The organism is Mangrovimonas sp. CR14, from assembly GCF_011764015.1.
GTDB lineage: Bacteria > Bacteroidota > Bacteroidia > Flavobacteriales > Flavobacteriaceae > Mangrovimonas > Mangrovimonas futianensis.
In genome coordinates this window covers 105,877-122,102 of the sequence record NZ_JAAFZY010000007.1, presented here as the reverse complement: position 1 = coordinate 122,102, position 16,226 = coordinate 105,877, and the positions used below count along the sequence as shown (strand labels likewise).

The window sequence follows — 16,226 nt, the reverse complement described above, 5'->3', positions numbered from 1 at the left end:
TTTAAACAGTTATGAAATCACAACTACGAATATTTTATTTATTGATAATACTGCTCATGCTAGGTTGTAATCAAACCAATCATGAGAAAGAGTTGCATGCAAACTTAAACCAAGCCTATAATGGTCCTATTATAGATATGCACTTACATGCTTATAAAGATGAAAATCCACTATTCGGTCAAACACATCCACCAACCTTAAGAGGTCAAACCTTTGAAGGTGTAAAAACTGTCGAAGAACTAAAACAAGAGGTGCTAAAGAGGTTTGAAAAATACCATATCGTTAAAGCAGTAGTGGGAAATGGCGAAGTTTGGTTAAATGATGATTCTGATAGAATTCTAGTGGGAGGTGCTAATAAACCAATTGATTCATTAGAAAAACAGTTTAGAGATGGAAAGTTAAAAGTTATAGCAGAGATGGCTCCTTTCTATGCCGGAATGAAGGCATCCGATTCCACTCAGATGCCCTATTTTGAACTGGCTCAAAAGTTAAATATTCCAGTAGGGTTTCACGTGCTTCCAGGCGGCCCTAATTATGGGTTCCACCTGATGCCGGAAATGCTTGGTGGAATGCGTGTTTATAATGCAAATCCGTTGCAATTGGAGGAGGTTTTTGTAAGATTTCCAAATTTGAAACTGTATATGATGCATGGGGGATGGCCATACATTGAAGATGTAAAGGCTATGATGTATGCACATCCTAATCTATACTTGGATATTGCGGTAATTAATTGGATTTTACCTAAAAAGGAATGCTATAAATTTTTAGAGGATCTTATAGATGCAGGTTTTGGCAATCGCATCATGTATGGAAGTGACCAAATGGTTTGGCCTCAAACCATAGATGTTGGTATTGAAACAATCAACTCAGCCGATTTTCTGACTCTAGATCAAAAAGAAGATATCTTTTATGATAATGCTGCAGAATTTTTGGGATTGTCTGAGGAGGAGATTAAAAAGCATAAGAAAGGTAGGAAGTAATTGAATTTGACTTTTACCGAGAATATATAAAAGTGCCTCCTTTTAAATTTGTGAGCTGATAGTAAATCTTTCAAACGGCTCAAACGGCTCAAGCGGCTTGGAAATAGTTGAATCTCTTTTTACGCAATAAAGGGTAAGAAAAATATCTCCTTTTTCTATTGCAACTATTATTAAACCTGTATTTTAGATATGTAAAATAATTAGGTCAATATTAAACCCCAAGTATAACATGAGATGGACCCTTAAACTAACCTTGTTCTTAACTTTTATGGTTTTCTTTAATTGTTTCCAAGAAAAGGAGCATATTCTGGAAATTGATGGTAAAACAATCGGCACGGAAACCACATCCATTATTTTATTAAAACCCAATCAAGATACTAGATTCGATTCCATTATTGAGATACCTGTCATAGATGGAAAGTTTCATTATGAATCCAAATTGGAGCATCCTGAGGCAGTGAGCTTATTTCTAACGAAAGATTTGGGAAGATTTATGCCATTGTTTCTTGAGAACGAAAAAATGAATCTTACCATTTACGATCAAGACGAGTTTGATAAAAACCTCGTAGAAGGAGGGGAGTTGAATGCACAGTATAAGGCCTATAAACAAAGTCTAGATGAAAAATTTGAGCAACGTTTAAAACCACTTCAAGACAGTTTAATGGCTCTCTCTGATAGAGATCAATACAAAAGTGATCAGGCTAAATTGCTTTTTGAGGAACTAAGGGAGGCCAAAAGTCAAGATGAAAAAGTGCCCATTTATAGAAAAATTGATGGTTTGCAAAGATCGAGGCAATATTTAAGTCCTCAAGCCCAAGCTTTAAAGGATAAAATAAAACCCATTTATGAAGAGCAAAAGGTATTTCAGCAAGATTATATAAGAGAAAATCCAACCTTGGTTTCCTATTCTTTTTTATTGGAAAGTCTGATTTTCGACAAAGAAGCAATAGATATCCAAGAGGCTAAAAAATCCTATCAAATTCTATCAAAAGCCAATCCAAACCATCCTTACAATGAACTTGCTTCCAATTTAATTAATGCCATAGAAAATGTAAAAATAGGTAAGGAATTTACCGACTTTTCAGCCCTCGACTTAAATGGAAACGCGATAAATCTTTCTGACAAAATAAACGGAAAAATAGCCCTTTTGGATTTGTGGGCTACTTGGTGTGGACCATGTATCGCTAAAAGTAGAACGATGGTTCCGGTTTATAATGATTATAAAGATAAAGGATTTACTATTGTGGGAGTCGCTGGAGAATTCAGAAATACAGATAATCTCGTCAAGTTCCTTGACAAAGAAAAATGGGAGTGGCTTAATCTGGTTGAGCTTGATAGAAAGAATGGTATATGGCAGAAATATGGTGTAGATGGAGGTGGAGGAGGTATGTTCCTTGTTGATGAACAAGGGATTATTTTGGCTAAAGACCCGACAGCAGAAGAAGTTAGGAAGGTACTGGAGACGCGATTGAATTAAGTGATTAGATTGACTTAAAACGATATACAACCATGAATTCTAAAATCATTAAGCTCTTTTTACGACTAGCCCTATCCACTGCCTTTTTATCTGCAGTGGCAGACCGATTTGGAATGTGGAGCAAGGACGTCTCAGTCTGGGGAAATTGGGATAGCTTTCTAGAATATACCCAGTACATCAATCCGTGGCTTCCTGAGGCCCTCATCCCAACCATTGGAATCTTGGCTACAGGAGCTGAAATTATATTCGCCATCTTCTTAATAATTGGTTTTAAAACGGAACAAACAGCAAAATGGAGCGGATTCCTTCTTTTAATCTTTGCCTTGTCCATGACGTTTTCATCGGGTATCAAAGGAGCCTTTGATTATTCGGTATATACAGCCTCTGCCGCAGCCTTTGCACTAAGTCTCATGAAAGAAAAGTTTTTAGAACTTGATAATCTGATTAGGGTATAATTAAAAACGGCATAAACTTGTTAGCTAAAACAAAGTTATGCCGTTTGTGATAAAGTCTTACATGCTGTTAGTTATTGACTGGAAAGCCAAAAAACAGGTATAGGTAAGTCTTCTACTTCTTACTGTAATAATCCTTTAAAACAAAAAAGGCCTTTTTCTTAATCCCTTTTTCAGAAATGAGACCTTTGCGGTTCCAGCCATCCTGCACACCTGGCAATTGACGCAAGGGCGACATAAAATCTACCAAAATCCATGGAGTCATTCCTACCATACCGTCAATCTTGTCAAACATAGCAATGCTTTCCTCATACAAATAGGCTTGAAACTCTTCACTCCAACGGGTCAATTTATCCCCATGAAAACCTTGTAAGGCACCACCACCAAATTCACTGATGATTATGGGCTTTTCAAAACCGGAGGTAAAGGATTTAGTTCTGCATTGGTCTGGTAATCCACCATACCATCCCAAGTATTCATTAATGCTTAAGATGTCTAGTTTCTCTATCAAGGGGTCGTTGTAGGTATAAACACTATCTGGATGTCCATCCAATTCTTGATCTTTTTTAATGGCAGCAGAAATTAATCTGGTAGGGTCTAGAGACCTTACATGATCTGCCATTTCAGATAAAAATTCATTGCGAGAAGGAATTGGAGCTGTCTCGTTTGCAATGGACCATACTATGGAACTAGCACGGTTATAGTCTCGATAAATTAATTCAGTATATTGTTCTTTGGCCTTTTTTAACACCTCTGGGTTTTCCCATTGAATGCCCCAGTATAAAGGCAGTTCTTCCCAGAGAAGAATGCCTAATTTATCTGCTAGTCTGACTAACTTTTCTTGATGCGGATAATGAGCCAAACGTATAAAATTACATCCTAATTCCTGGGCCCATCCCAAAAGTAATTGGGCATCTTCAATTGAGTTTCCTCGGTCTTTTCTTAAAGGGTTTTCATCATGTAAGCAAATCCCCTTTAAAAAGATAGGTTCGCCATTAAGTAGAATTTCTTTGCCTTTGGTTTCAACGGTTCTAAACCCAATTTGGTCACGTATTTCATCATCGCCAGCTTTGATGATGATGTCATATAATTTCGGACTGTTTGGTGACCACAATTTCAAGTTTTTTACAGTCACTTCAAACGCAGTGGCTCCTTTAGGATTTACGGCAATGTTCTGCTCAATATGTAATTCAGGAATTAATATTTGAGCGTTTTCTGGCAGTGAGTTACCTGCAAGTTCCAGCTTTCCTTTAATCGTTTTATTTTTTTTATTTAACGATTCACGATCTAGCGAAAGGAAGTAATTGTTTATAAAGTTTTTTGGGACTTCAATCAGTCTGACATCTCTTGTTATACCACCATGGTTGTACCAATCGTGAACTTTGGCTGGAATATCACTGGCGTCTCTTTGGTTGTTCACCCCAATGATTAAGAAGTTGTCTTGTTTCTTTATTAAGTTGGTTACTTCAAAACTAAAAGGTGTGTAGCCTCCCTCATGTTTTCCTAATTCTTTTCCGTTAAAGGTGACCGTCGCTGTTTGGTTGGCGGCTTCTATATATACAAAATAGCGTTTGCTCTCATCAAAATCTGGCTTGTCAAAAGTTTTACGGTACCAAATAGCAGCTTCAAAATAAGCTAGTTCCGGCTTTTGTGTATTCCAACCTCCAGGAACATATAAGGTTCTGTCTGGTGTAAAGCCATATTCCACTCTTCCAGTTTTATCTGTGGGTTCATAATTGTCCATAATGGCTCTACCTCCCATACCACCAGTCATGTACGGATCTAATACATAGTTCCATTTTCCATTGAGATTGGTGAAAGTGCGGTTTTCAGTATTTGAAATAAAGGTGTTTTGAGCTTGAGGAACCAGTGTCCAAATCATTATGGTTAATGACAACACTAGTTTGAAGGATGAATTTAACATCGTAGGAGAATTAATTAGTTTGTGATATATAAGTGCAATATCTTAAAATGCTAAGAAGATTGCAATTTTTAAAGATGAGAAGATAAAAAAGCGTCATGTTCTTACATAACGCTTTTCTTATAATATTTTAATCTAAAGGTGTGTACACAAAATTCTTAAACCTCACTTGACCTTCGCCCATAGAGCAAAGTCCAATGCGTAGTGCCATAAAACCACTTAGTACGTTGTGATGGTATGCCGAAGCATCAAAGGAATTTTCGATTTTCACCCAATCAGTACCATTCAAACTATAATACATATCCACCAAATTATTGGTGTTTTTAAGACGTAAATAAACATGTCTTTTAATAACATTGGCCTCGGTTGTAAATTGCCACCCCCTTAAGTTGGCCAAGGCATTGCTTTTATCTGCAAGAATACCGGAAAAGGCTCGTTCGTTATAAAATAACACCAAACCTCCTGTCGCATCACCCTCAATTTCCAATTCTACATCCGCCGTGTAGGAATGGTTGGAAGGCATGGTTAATAAGGGGGAGCATCCAGCTACACTATTACCTTTGCCTTGAATTTCAAGTCCTTGGTTGGCAAACTGAAAGCGTTCACTATTACTTTCTTTAAAGAAACTCCATTGGGGATTTAAATCGGGACCTTGGAAAGAATCACTAAGTGAAAACGAAGACTTAAGCTCATTTTCAAGATTAGGTAGTTTTATAGGTTTATTAACCGAAATATTATCAGGAATGCGGTACCAGCCATCTTTGGTCCATTCTACGGGAACCAGCATGGTTTGTCTACCCATATTATAAAAGTCCTTTTCATAGCCATGGAATAGCATGTACCAGTTATCTTGACCATCATCAAAAATGGTGGCGTGTCCCATAGACCACCAAGGTTCATCTACAGATTGGGTTCTTAAAATAGGATTATGTGGAGCATTTTCCCAAGGTCCCAAAGGTGATTTGGAACGGGCTGAAATAACCATATGTCCTGTAGCAGGACCGGCAGTACCTCCTTCGGCAACAGTTAAATAGTAATACTCTCCGCGCTTAAATAGCTTGGGACCTTCCATACAAAAACATTCTATACTCCATTCTCGAGGAATTTCCCAACCATCATAAACATGTTTGGGTTCCCCCGTTACTGTCAGACCGTCCTTAGATAAAGGTACGTAGCTACCGCTGCTAAAATATAGAAATCTGTTGCCATCTTTATCGGTAATATGACCTGGATCAATCATAGTAATTTTAAGTTCCTTGGGTTTGCTCCAAGGTCCTTTAATATCATCGGCTACGATGACATAATTGGTATCACTGGCAGGAAAATAGATATAGTATTTGTCTTCATATTTTACCAAGTCTGGTGCCCAGACAGAGCCCACATAGGTATTTAAGGCATTCGTGATAGGTTCCCAATTAATTAAGTCGGTGGAATGCCAAATTAGTAATCCTGGATAGTACTCAAAGGATGAGTGTACCATATAAAAGTCTTCACCATCCCTTAAAATACTGGGGTCTGGATAGTCTCCGGGAAAAATAGGATTGGTGTAAGTGCCTTTGGGATTGTCTTGTCTGTAATTCTGATTTTGCGCCTGAAAGGTCAAGGCTACGAGGCCTAGTAACCATGATAAAATGATCCGCTTCATGAAGGTGTCTATTAAATTAGTATTGTGTGAGCTGTGTGCAATACGACTTATGGTCATATTGACCGTAAATATACGATTTTCAATTTAATTTTAGAACAGCTCAGCCACAATAAAACCTAATTCAAGATAGCCTGATTTCTTATTGAGTGCAGTATCGATTTGACAAATTATCCTGCAATAAACGAAGTCATGGTTAAAGAACCTCCCACGGCTTTATCATTAAATAGCCTGACGGTTTCGTTTTCGTCTTTTAACCCTAAGGCATAAAGCATGGGGATGTAATGTTCTGGAGTTGGAATAGCCAGATCAAAGGCGGTACCTTGTGATTTAAAATCGATGAGCTTTTGATGGTCCCCATTCAAAATGTGCTTTTTCATGGTTTCATTGGCTTCAGTTGCCCATTCAAAAGCATAGTTTTCATGAAGTTTGTTCCAAGCTACTTTTCGCAAATTGTGCACCATATTCCCACTTCCAATAATCAACACTCCTTTGTGGCGTAAACGGTTTAACTCTTGAGCCAATTCATAGTGGTGACGACCTGGCTTGGAATAATCAATACTCATTTGAATAACAGGTACATCAGCATTTGGATACAGATGTTTAATCACACTCCATGCGCCATGATCTAGACCCCATTTATGGTCTAATTCCACATGGGTTTTGGTAATGAGTTTTTGTGTTTCCAAAGCTAAATCTGGACTTCCAGGAGCGGGATATTCTACATCAAACAAAGCCTGTGGAAAGCCACCAAAATCATGGATGGTTTTCGGGTTGTTCATGGCTGTTACGAAGGTGCCACGGGTTTCCCAATGAGCGGATACGCAAAGAATGGCGTTGGGCTTTTGAAGACTTCTTCCTATTGTTCTAAATCCTTCTACAAACTCGTTCTCCTCGATGGCATTCATCGGACTGCCATGACCCAGGAATAATACAGGCATTTTGCCTGTATTACTCATGTTGGAGGTCATTTTATTTAAATCTCTTAAGTGCATTGTCGAACCGATTAAAGGCAATAAAGCTAGTGATTTTAAAAATTGCTTTCTTTTCATTTGAGGTCTCCTAGTTGATTTTTTTTTTAAGACAATTCCTTAGCAAGTGATTCGGAAATCGAGGTAGTGGGTCTATCTATTAACTTACTAAGTTGGTTATCATTATCATACAAGTCACCATTTAAGGTTGCGGTATGTGTTCCAGCAAAAAAGGCTGCCACTGGGGTAGGTAGTCCAGCTTGCTCTAAAGCGTTGGCAAACTCAGCTTCCGGTAAATTCACATAAGGAATATCCGTTTTCACTAATTTTGAAATCTCTGAAGCATAGTCAGTCATCGTATAGGATTGGTCTCCAGAAAGCTCATAAGTTTTATTTTTATGACTATCCTCACTTAATACAATGGCAGCAGCTTCTGCGAAATCTTCACGTGCAGCTGATGAGATTTTACCATCTCCAGAACTACCATATAACGTGCCTTGGGAAATGGTGTCTTTTACCGCCTCTGTGTAATTTTCATTATACCAACCGTTTCGCAAAATAGTATATTCTATACCCGAATCTTTAATAGCTTTTTCGGTCTCTAAATGTTCTGGAGCCAAAACTAGGGTAGAAGCGTCTGCTCTTAACAAACTGGTGTAGACAAGATGTTTAACGCCAGCTTCCTGGGCTGCTTTGATAACGGCTGCATGTTGTTCAAAGCGTTTTCCTATTTCATTTCCAGAAATTAATAGGAGTTTATCTATACCTGTTAAGGCTTTTGCCAATTGATCAGGTTCGTTATAATCAAAAGTTCTAGCTTCAATACCTACACCTTCCATTTTTTCTGGTGTACGAACCAAAGCAACAATGTCTTCTGAAGCCATTCTTTCCTTAAGTTTGGTAATGACCCATTGTCCTAGCTTTCCAGAAGCTCCTGTTATTCCTACTTTCATTTTAATTCGGTTTTATTGTTTAACAAATTGAACTTCTGCATGAAGCTTCACGTCATCACCAACCAAAACGCCTCCTGTTTCTAAAGCTGCATTCCAATTTAGTCCGAAGTCTTTACGGTTTATTTTTCCAGTCACTTCCAAAGCTAGTTTTTCATTACCCCAAGGATCCTTGTTGGTTCCACCATACTCAACATCCAATTCAATTTCCTTGCTCACATCCTTAATGGTTAGGATTCCCGAAAGTTTGTATGTGTCATCATCTATTTTTGTAAATGATTGACTCTTAAAGGTAATAGTGGGGAAGTTTTCGGTGTCAAAGAAATCTGCACTTTTCAAGTGGTTGTCTCTATCTGTATTGTTTGTACTTATAGAGCTAGATTCAATTTGCACATTTACAGGTGATTTTGTTAAATCTTCTCCCTCAATGGAAGCTTGATAATTTGTAAAGAACCCTTTGACATTAGAAATCATAAGGTGTTTTACTTTAAAACCTATTTCACTATGTGTTGGGTCGATTGCCCATGTTGTATTTGCCATGATTTGATGTTTTTATTAATTTTTAATTTATTCAGCCAATCCTATTTGTTTCATAAAGGATAGATTATCATAGAACAGGTATTCTTCGGTCATTTTTGAACCATCCCAGTGTCCGATTGTAGCCATTCTTAATTTGAATGTTTTTCCAGTTGGAGGAATTGTTTTTCCATCACCAATAGGCATTGGTTCTGTGAATGTCCCTTCTAATTCACCAATAACAGCAGTCCAGTCACCTGTTCCAAATTTTACTGGATGTGTTTTTATTTTGGTATCTGGTGCGAAAACAAACATGGGTTTTAAGTCATTGATGTGGTTTGGATACAGTCCTTTTGAAATACTTCCATCAGCATTGTAAACTACGATATCATCGGTATGGCTGTGGCTAAAGTTTTCCCATTTTTGGTTGGTATAAAATTCAAAATCCAAAGAATCAAACGCTACCAAACGTTCTTGGGTTATAGCTTCGGCATCCTTATATGTTTGTAGTTCTGCTTCCAAAGTGGCTATTTTTTCTTCCAATTCGGTGGTTTTGTCATTTGAACAGCTAGCAAGAAAAGTCATGAAGACGAAAGCTACTGTTGCTATTTTGCTTAAGGTTTTTAAGGTTGATTTCATTTTTAATGTGTTTTAAATTGATGTTACAAAGGTCAGAATATTAGGTGTTTAGTGTCTTATACTTTTCGGTAAATGAATGGTAATTTTAGGAAATTAGAGTTAACTCAGTCCGAATAGTAGGTAATCCAATGAGAATGTACCGCTTCCTGAAAGACATAAGGCCACATAAACTAACAGATATAAAATAGGTACTTCTTTTTTGTCAAAAGGTTGAGATTTCAATGTGTGAAAAGCGGCTATAATCATGGTGAACAATAACGGAATCACGGTAATGGTGGTGCCTAGGCCTAAAATGACACAGATTGAGAAAAATACTTCCACGAAAGCTGCCATTTTAAGGGAGTTACGCTCACTTAAACCAAAGGTTGCAAAAAATTGGATGGATTCTCCTGACATGAGCTTCTTAACTTTTGGAATCCCATGTTGAAGCATTAATATTCCAATTGCTACTCTCAAGATCAAGAGTGCCACATCAATATTTGTAGCACTCTGATTTACTTTTAAGATCTCTAATAAATAATCTAGCATGACGATTTATTGTTTGTCAGGTTGAATAAATTCTCCTGAGAATTTGATTCTTACTTCATCACTTACAATTACCTCAGGGAATTTGTCACCTACTGAGAAATCTGAACGTTTGATAACACCAGTCACCTGAAACGAGGTGGTAAGTTTAGAACTCATAGGGTTGGTAGTTTGACCTCTGTAAATAAGATCAAGAGTAACTGATTTGGTTACTCCGTGCATGGTAAGGTCCCCTGTTAATTTGAATTTTCCTTTTCCTTTTGCTTTTAATTCAGTGGTTTTAAAGGACAATGTTGGAAATTTTTCAACATCAAAAAAATCAGCACTTTTCAAGTGGTTGTTTCTAGCTTCCACTAAGGTATTAATGGAATTTGTTTGGGCGGTTAACTCAAAAGTGGCATCACTAAAATCAGGTTTTGACGCGCTAACCTTAATAGTTGCATTGTCAAAAGTCCCACTGATATCGTTAAACCCTAAATGTGTTACTGTAAAATATAATTGGGAGTGTGGCGGATCATTGGTCCAGATTTGCTTTTCAGACTGTGCTGTTGCAGTTAGGTTATTAATTAAAAATACGGCTACTAAAATTAGAATTGTTTTTTTCATCTTTTACTTGTTTTAAATTGACAATGCAAAGATGGAAACAACAGGCGCCTGTGGTCTTACACAATTCGGTAAACGAATGGTAATTTTAGGAAATGAGGGTGCTTTTCATTTCTTCACGAAACTCATTTGGTGATTGACCAGCTTTCTTTTTGAAGACTTTTGAGAAATAAGAGTTTTCGTTGTAGCCCAACTCATAAGCTATTTCTGAGATGGTCTTATCAGTAGAAATAAGGAGGTTTTTGGCTTCTATCAACTTACGGGTTTCTATAATTTCAGAAACACTTTGTTCCATAATATTGTGGCAGATCAAGTTGAGGTTTCTTGAGGACATAAAGAGTTTTTCGGCATAGAATTCAACTCCCACTGGTCTCCTAAAGTTTTCTTCTAGGATGTTCAAAAAGTTTCCAAAGGATATGTGTTGTGTTTTTTGAATGGTTTGATCAGGTGGTGTCAATTTTTTTCGTTCCGTCTCAATCATAGTAAGTAATACCCCTAACAACTGTCTGATAATGGCGTAGTCAACCATTTCCTGTTGGGTTTCATCATATATCATTTGGCATAAAGTGACCAATCTCTGAAAACAGAAGCCTTCCTCCAGAGATAAGTTGGCTTGATTGTGATAAAGTGAATACAGTTGAAAAGTGGTCTCAGGAATAAATTCACTTTTAAATCGAATGCCCCAAATTTCGCAATCTCCGTTTAGTGGTTTAGGGAGAAGTTTATGTACTTTTCCTTTGGATACAAAACTCACAAATGGGGCTTGTGTTTGTGTTGTGTTGAAATCTATAAAATGCTCTAGTTCCCCTTTTATTCCGATTAATAATTCTTCGAAATCATGGTTGTGCGGCTCTTCAGATAATTCAGCAATTCTGTTGGCTTCCTCAACATCAACCTTAAATATGTGAAATAATTTATTCATTGAAACCTTGATTGGTTAAGTTAGGGAATGGATATAATCCAAGAAGGAGCTTTTGAAATTATTAGTATAAAGATAATAAAAAGGGAAAGACCTTATGGTTTTCTTTTGGTTTTTCAATAGGTCATTTTCTAAAGTCCTTCTATTTCTAATGTGCCTTTAACTTTAAACATTCCAGAAATTACTTCGGTAGAGGTTGCTTGGTTTGTTCCTTTAAAACCTGGTTGTTCACCACCAACAAAAAGGGTGAAATCACCAGACTCAATAACTCGTTTTGTTTGCTTATTTATTAATGAAAGCTGTCGTGGAGTTATTGTAAAACTAATGGATTTAGATTCGTTTGGTTTTAGGTGGATACGGTCGAATGCTACTAGCTGTCTAATTGGTCTTGGAGTTGATGCTTTCTCGTCGGTTAAATACACTTGAATGACTTCATCACCAGAGCGGTTTCCTGAGTTTGTAACGGTAACAGATACGTCAAGGCTTTCTCCAGCTTTGATTTGCTTTGGAAATTTTAAATCAGAATATTTAAACGTCGTATAGCTTAAGCCATATCCGAAAGGATAAAGCGGCTCGCCTTCAAAATAACGATAGGTTCTCCCTTTCATGTTGTAATCTTCAAAAGGTGGTAAATCTTCCAGTGAATTATAATAGGTAATTGGTAATCTTCCAGCAGGATTATAATCTCCAAAAATGACATCTGCCAGCGCATTACCGCCTTCTTCACCAGGATATCCCACATTAATAATGGCATCTACATGTTCCTTTGCCCAATTAATAGCCAGTGCACTTCCCGCATTAATAACTAAAATTACGGGCTTACCAGTGGCTTTTATGGCTTTAAGTAGTTCGGTTTGTTGTCGTGGTAAATCTAAGTCTTTTTTATCACCCCCTTCGCCTTCTAGGCGCTGTGATAATCCTAATACGACAACAGAAAGATCTGCATTGTTAGCTATTTCAACGGCTTCTTGAATTTTATCGGTATCTGTTCTAGCCCAAAGCATCTGCGCCAAAGCATTGGTTTCGTCACTAAAATATCTAACCTCAATTTCATATTTTTTTCCGGCTTCTAGATTTAAAATGCTGGTGGCGTATTTAGGGTGATGCGCAGAACCTTTACCATTAGTAATATCTTGTCCTTCAATTTTTAAGGACATCCCTCGTTTTGATAAAATCGCTAATTCATAAGAACCTGATGTTTGTGGCACCAAGTAACCTTTCCAAAGCACAGAGAAGTTATCGTCTAAATCAACAGAGATCGGATCGTTTTGCCATGAAAAATCAATATTATCATCTATACGTTGTAAAACAGGTGAGCCATCCCATTTGACATTATTAAAATATGAAGCCTCTAAACCTTGTTTACCGTCAAGAGTTTCAAAAAACACCGAAGGAATGGGCTTCAGGTTTAATTTTTCTTCCGAAAGGTGACAGCCTTCAGCATATGATATTTCAATAACAGGCTCTACTTTATTTTTTAAGCCTGTTAAAAAGGTAACCGGATTTTTAGGAGTACCGTGGTAGTTACCTAAAAGCGATTCCCAATTGTCTGCATTGGGACCAATAATGGCAATTTTGTTAAGTTTATTTTTGTCTAAAGGCAATAAATTATCGCTATTTTTTAAAAGGATAATACTTTCCAGCGCCGCTTTTTTAGCTAAACTGTTGTTCGCATCGGAACAAACAATACTATATGGGATTTTTGAAAATTCAACGTCATTTTCACTATCAAACATCCCCAGTTTAAATCGTGCTAGCAAAGTGCGCTTTACTGCAATATTGATGTCTTCTTCACTTACCAAACCTTCCTCTAAAGCTTCTGTTAAATAGTTGTAGTAACTTCCGCAGTTTAGGTCACAACCTCCTTTTAGTCCAATGGAGGCAGCTTCCGCTTCGGTTTTTGCAATATGGTGGCCTGTATGAATATCTCGAATAGCACCACAATCGGAGACAACATAACCATCAAAGCCCCAATCGTCTCTTAATATCTTGTTTAATAAGAAATCACTGCCGCTACACGATTCACCTCTAAATCGGTTGTAAGCCCCCATGATGGAGTGTACCTTAGCATCAAAAACTGTTTTTCTGAAAGCCGGTAGATAGGTTTCGTATAAATCTCTGTCACTTACATCCACATCAAAAGAATGTCTTAATGCTTCCGGCCCCGAGTGAACCGCAAAATGCTTTGAAGTAGCGATTGTTTTTAAATATTTAGAATCTTCACCTTGAAGTCCTAGAATAAACTGAGAAGCTAACTCTCCTGTTAAAAAAGGATCCTCTCCATAGGTTTCATGTCCGCGTCCCCAACGAGGATCACGAAATATATTGATATTGGGTGACCAAAAATCCAGACCCGTATAGATTCCTCGTTTATTGTTTCTAACAAATTCATGATGTTTGGCTCTGGCTTCATCAGATATCACATCGCCAATTTCCCTTAAAAGCGATTTATTAAACGAAGCTGCTACAGAAATAGATTGAGGAAATACCGTAGCATAACCAGCTCTGGCAACCCCGTGTAAACATTCGTTCCACCAATTATATGCGGGTACTTTTAATCTAGGAATAGCGTCAGCTTCATTCACTAATTGACTAATTTTTTCTTCGTTGGTCATTTGGTTTACCAAAATATCCACCCGTTTTTCAAAAGAAAGATTTTGGTCTAAATAGGAAAAATCGACACTGCTATTTTGGGCATTAATAGGAAGGCCAAAAATGCAAACGATAAGAAGAGAGTAAAAAGATTTCATTTAGTGAGTGATTTTCAGTCTGAGGTTCTTGATCTTCTAAATTTTAAAATACGGATTATAAATAAGCCCAATGATATTTCCGAAAGGGTCTTTCACTGTAGCCGTCATTAATTCACCTCCCACATTATATGGTTTTTCATGTGCTGTGGCTCCTATTTGAATGAGGCGATCATAAACTTCCTCAATTTTGTCAACTCCCCAATAGGAAACAACGCTCTCAATTTTATCTGTGGTGGGGTTTTCTTCGGGTTGAAGTCCCAATTCGTAGCCACCAATATTGAAGCCGACATAATAGGGTTCATTGAAGTAAGGGGGAGTTTCAAAAGCTTTGGTATACCATTCGGTTGCTTTTTGAATGTCACCTACTTTATAAATTGTTGTTCTTAAACCAAGCATGTCTTTATTGTTTTGGTAATACTATTTCTAAACTTGTCTCCTTAAAGGATTTTAAAGTATATTTTTCTGTTTCATTTTCTGATATGGCAGAGAGGACTAACCCTGATTTGTCATAATTAAGGTCTTGAATACACTCCATAGGATGTAAACAGGTAAAGCGAAATAGGGGAAATAAATTAAGTTCTGAATTTAATATTTGTAACTCCAACTTGCTTTTTGACCTAGTTTTGGCTTTGTTTTTATAGAAAATCAAATCAACGGTTTCTTTATCTTCCTCAGTGGCAACTTTTTTAAAATCAAAATGAATATTGTTATCATAGGATTGTTTGGGGAAATAGTCGCTAAATGAGTTTGTAAAAGAGTAGACAAAATCAAAATTATCAATATTATCTGCTTTATTGGATGTATTATGGGTTACTTTATAGTGATGTATTTTCATAGATTTAAAATCATAAACACTTGCATCTTGACTTCCGTCATGATTATTGTGAATATTCATTAGATAATTATCATTTGTGGATATTCCGTAGGTGCTAAACTCATAATTTGAGTTTTTGTAGTCAATAGCATATGTAACCATCATATCAAACCTCAATGTTTGACTAAATAGCATTGTAAAAGGTAGTAGAACAAAAATTAACAAGAATTTATTCATAGTGTATTTTAAAAGTGACTTTTCAAGGTCGATGAAGTTCTTCAAGCAAGCAAAATCTGTTAAGAATTTTGCAGCAAACCGAAGATATGAAAATTGTGAGGATTTTCCGTAGTAAAAGCAGAAATCAGGAACCTAACTTTGGTAAAATTGTTTCTCACTTTACATTTTTTCGTTGATGGCTTTCCACCAAAAATAAATTCCAAAGACACCAGTAACAAGTACGAACATGATTCCATTTTCACCAAGCAATGTTCATTCCCTTCATTACTTAAGGTTAATACCAAAAGTATTTTTTGAATATAAACATTACTAACAGGCAATGTTAGCATCAGGTTATATTTTCACTGTCATTTATATACCAAATCTTTGTTCATCCCAATTTAGAGTTTGGAAGTAGCAAACCTCTTTAGCCTTTGTCAATTGAATATTTTCCAGCCCCTGCTAGAAATATCACAACAAAAGCAATTAAAAACAATAAAGCATGTTCTTTGGTTGCTAGATCGTCTTTGGCATGTACTACAAATGCAGCAACTGCCATGGTAATTGCAGCAGGAATTGCAGCCCATTTCGTTTTGAAGCCAATTATCAACAAAATGGGGGCAACCACTTCTCCAATAAGTGCTAAAATTAAAGATATTGTTGAGCCAACACCCATTGGATCACCAAAATCGGAGGGATTTGATAACATACCCATTTTCGGTATTCCATGGGTTAGCATAAAGCCCCCAAATCCAACTCTTAAAATTAACAGTGCTAAATCATTAAAGTTTCTTTTCATTATTTTAAAATTTATTTATTTCTCTTTTGAGATTCATATTTGTTTTCTTTTT

At 36.8% G+C, this 16,226-nt stretch carries 16 protein-coding genes; 3 read left to right on the top strand and 13 right to left on the bottom strand.

The features are described 5' to 3' along the window. Positions 1–11 precede the first annotated feature (11 nt). From GZ212_RS14120 to GZ212_RS14110, 3 genes are all read left to right on the top strand, one after another. Positions 12–980, top strand: coding sequence for an amidohydrolase family protein (locus tag GZ212_RS14120; RefSeq protein WP_166961557.1), 969 nt, complete (start codon positions 12–14; stop codon positions 978–980). A gap of 229 nt (positions 981–1,209) precedes the next feature. Next, positions 1,210–2,457 carry a TlpA disulfide reductase family protein gene (locus tag GZ212_RS14115; protein ID WP_166961554.1) on the top strand — a complete coding sequence of 416 codons (1,248 nt, stop codon included), beginning with the start codon at positions 1,210–1,212 and terminating at the stop codon, positions 2,455–2,457. Positions 2,458–2,489: 32 nt separating this feature from the next. Beyond that, complete coding sequence (locus tag GZ212_RS14110) at positions 2,490–2,912, top strand: DoxX family protein (RefSeq protein WP_166961551.1); 423 nt, start codon at positions 2,490–2,492, stop codon at positions 2,910–2,912. A gap of 112 nt (positions 2,913–3,024) precedes the next feature. Here the strand turns inward: GZ212_RS14110 and GZ212_RS14105 are convergent, their stop codons facing one another. From GZ212_RS14105 to GZ212_RS14045, 13 genes are all read right to left on the bottom strand, one after another. Next, positions 3,025–4,791 carry a glycoside hydrolase family 2 protein gene (locus tag GZ212_RS14105; RefSeq protein ID WP_240923822.1) on the bottom strand — a complete coding sequence of 589 codons (1,767 nt, stop codon included), beginning with the start codon at positions 4,789–4,791 and terminating at the stop codon, positions 3,025–3,027. A 169-nt stretch (positions 4,792–4,960) separates the two neighbouring features. Next, positions 4,961–6,475, bottom strand: coding sequence for a family 43 glycosylhydrolase (locus tag GZ212_RS14100; protein WP_166961545.1), 1,515 nt, complete (start codon positions 6,473–6,475; stop codon positions 4,961–4,963). 167 nt (positions 6,476–6,642) lie between these two features. After that, positions 6,643–7,524, bottom strand: coding sequence for a 4,5-DOPA dioxygenase extradiol (ygiD, locus tag GZ212_RS14095; protein WP_166961542.1), 882 nt, complete (start codon positions 7,522–7,524; stop codon positions 6,643–6,645). 26 nt (positions 7,525–7,550) lie between these two features. Then, on the bottom strand, positions 7,551–8,396 hold the full coding sequence (locus GZ212_RS14090) for an SDR family oxidoreductase (RefSeq protein WP_166961540.1): 846 nt from the start codon (positions 8,394–8,396) through the stop codon (positions 7,551–7,553). Between the two features lie 12 nt (positions 8,397–8,408). Beyond that, entirely contained in the window at positions 8,409–8,933 is a 525-nt protein-coding gene (locus tag GZ212_RS14085; protein WP_166961538.1) for a YceI family protein, read from the bottom strand. Positions 8,934–8,960: 27 nt separating this feature from the next. Continuing rightward, the gene (locus tag GZ212_RS14080; protein WP_166961536.1) at positions 8,961–9,548 is read right to left on the bottom strand and encodes an ester cyclase; all 588 of its coding nucleotides are present in this window, start codon (positions 9,546–9,548) and stop codon (positions 8,961–8,963) included. Between the two features lie 99 nt (positions 9,549–9,647). Continuing rightward, the gene (locus GZ212_RS14075) at positions 9,648–10,076 is read right to left on the bottom strand and encodes a DoxX family protein (protein WP_166961534.1); all 429 of its coding nucleotides are present in this window, start codon (positions 10,074–10,076) and stop codon (positions 9,648–9,650) included. A 6-nt stretch (positions 10,077–10,082) separates the two neighbouring features. Then, positions 10,083–10,679, bottom strand: a complete 597-nt coding sequence (locus GZ212_RS14070; protein WP_166961532.1) for a YceI family protein — start codon at positions 10,677–10,679, stop codon at positions 10,083–10,085. A gap of 85 nt (positions 10,680–10,764) precedes the next feature. Further along, positions 10,765–11,598 (bottom strand): AraC family transcriptional regulator, encoded by an 834-nt coding sequence (locus tag GZ212_RS14065; RefSeq protein WP_166961530.1) that lies wholly within the window; start codon positions 11,596–11,598, stop codon positions 10,765–10,767. Between the two features lie 128 nt (positions 11,599–11,726). Beyond that, a complete protein-coding gene (locus tag GZ212_RS14060) occupies positions 11,727–14,345 on the bottom strand; it encodes a glycoside hydrolase family 3 C-terminal domain-containing protein (RefSeq protein WP_166961528.1) in 2,619 nt (872 codons plus the stop codon). A gap of 36 nt (positions 14,346–14,381) precedes the next feature. Continuing rightward, positions 14,382–14,741, bottom strand: a complete 360-nt coding sequence (locus GZ212_RS14055) for a VOC family protein (protein WP_166961525.1) — start codon at positions 14,739–14,741, stop codon at positions 14,382–14,384. A gap of 4 nt (positions 14,742–14,745) precedes the next feature. Then, positions 14,746–15,324, bottom strand: a complete 579-nt coding sequence (locus GZ212_RS14050) for a hypothetical protein (RefSeq protein WP_166961522.1) — start codon at positions 15,322–15,324, stop codon at positions 14,746–14,748. Between the two features lie 478 nt (positions 15,325–15,802). Further along, entirely contained in the window at positions 15,803–16,174 is a 372-nt protein-coding gene (locus GZ212_RS14045) for a DoxX family protein (protein ID WP_166961519.1), read from the bottom strand. Positions 16,175–16,226: the final 52 nt, after the last annotated feature.

What these genes read in the sequence shown, in the direction of transcription:
- GZ212_RS14110 (WP_166961551.1), top strand. Translation starts at nt 2,490, where the DNA reads ATGAATTCTAAAATCATTAAGCTCTTTTTACGACTAGCCCTATCCACT.
- GZ212_RS14045 (WP_166961519.1), bottom strand. Translation starts at nt 16,174, where the DNA reads ATGAAAAGAAACTTTAATGATTTAGCACTGTTAATTTTAAGAGTTGGA.
- GZ212_RS14065 (WP_166961530.1), bottom strand. Translation starts at nt 11,598, where the DNA reads ATGAATAAATTATTTCACATATTTAAGGTTGATGTTGAGGAAGCCAAC.
- GZ212_RS14055 (WP_166961525.1), bottom strand. Translation starts at nt 14,741, where the DNA reads ATGCTTGGTTTAAGAACAACAATTTATAAAGTAGGTGACATTCAAAAA.
- GZ212_RS14100 (WP_166961545.1), bottom strand. Translation starts at nt 6,475, where the DNA reads ATGAAGCGGATCATTTTATCATGGTTACTAGGCCTCGTAGCCTTGACC.
- GZ212_RS14090 (WP_166961540.1), bottom strand. Translation starts at nt 8,396, where the DNA reads ATGAAAGTAGGAATAACAGGAGCTTCTGGAAAGCTAGGACAATGGGTC.
- GZ212_RS14080 (WP_166961536.1), bottom strand. Translation starts at nt 9,548, where the DNA reads ATGAAATCAACCTTAAAAACCTTAAGCAAAATAGCAACAGTAGCTTTC.
- GZ212_RS14115 (WP_166961554.1), top strand. Translation starts at nt 1,210, where the DNA reads ATGAGATGGACCCTTAAACTAACCTTGTTCTTAACTTTTATGGTTTTC.
- GZ212_RS14105 (WP_240923822.1), bottom strand. Translation starts at nt 4,791, where the DNA reads ATGATTTGGACACTGGTTCCTCAAGCTCAAAACACCTTTATTTCAAAT.
- GZ212_RS14060 (WP_166961528.1), bottom strand. Translation starts at nt 14,345, where the DNA reads ATGAAATCTTTTTACTCTCTTCTTATCGTTTGCATTTTTGGCCTTCCT.
- GZ212_RS14050 (WP_166961522.1), bottom strand. Translation starts at nt 15,324, where the DNA reads ATGATGGTTACATATGCTATTGACTACAAAAACTCAAATTATGAGTTT.
- GZ212_RS14075 (WP_166961534.1), bottom strand. Translation starts at nt 10,076, where the DNA reads ATGCTAGATTATTTATTAGAGATCTTAAAAGTAAATCAGAGTGCTACA.
- GZ212_RS14085 (WP_166961538.1), bottom strand. Translation starts at nt 8,933, where the DNA reads ATGGCAAATACAACATGGGCAATCGACCCAACACATAGTGAAATAGGT.
- GZ212_RS14070 (WP_166961532.1), bottom strand. Translation starts at nt 10,679, where the DNA reads ATGAAAAAAACAATTCTAATTTTAGTAGCCGTATTTTTAATTAATAAC.
- GZ212_RS14120 (WP_166961557.1), top strand. Translation starts at nt 12, where the DNA reads ATGAAATCACAACTACGAATATTTTATTTATTGATAATACTGCTCATG.
- ygiD (WP_166961542.1), bottom strand. Translation starts at nt 7,524, where the DNA reads ATGAAAAGAAAGCAATTTTTAAAATCACTAGCTTTATTGCCTTTAATC.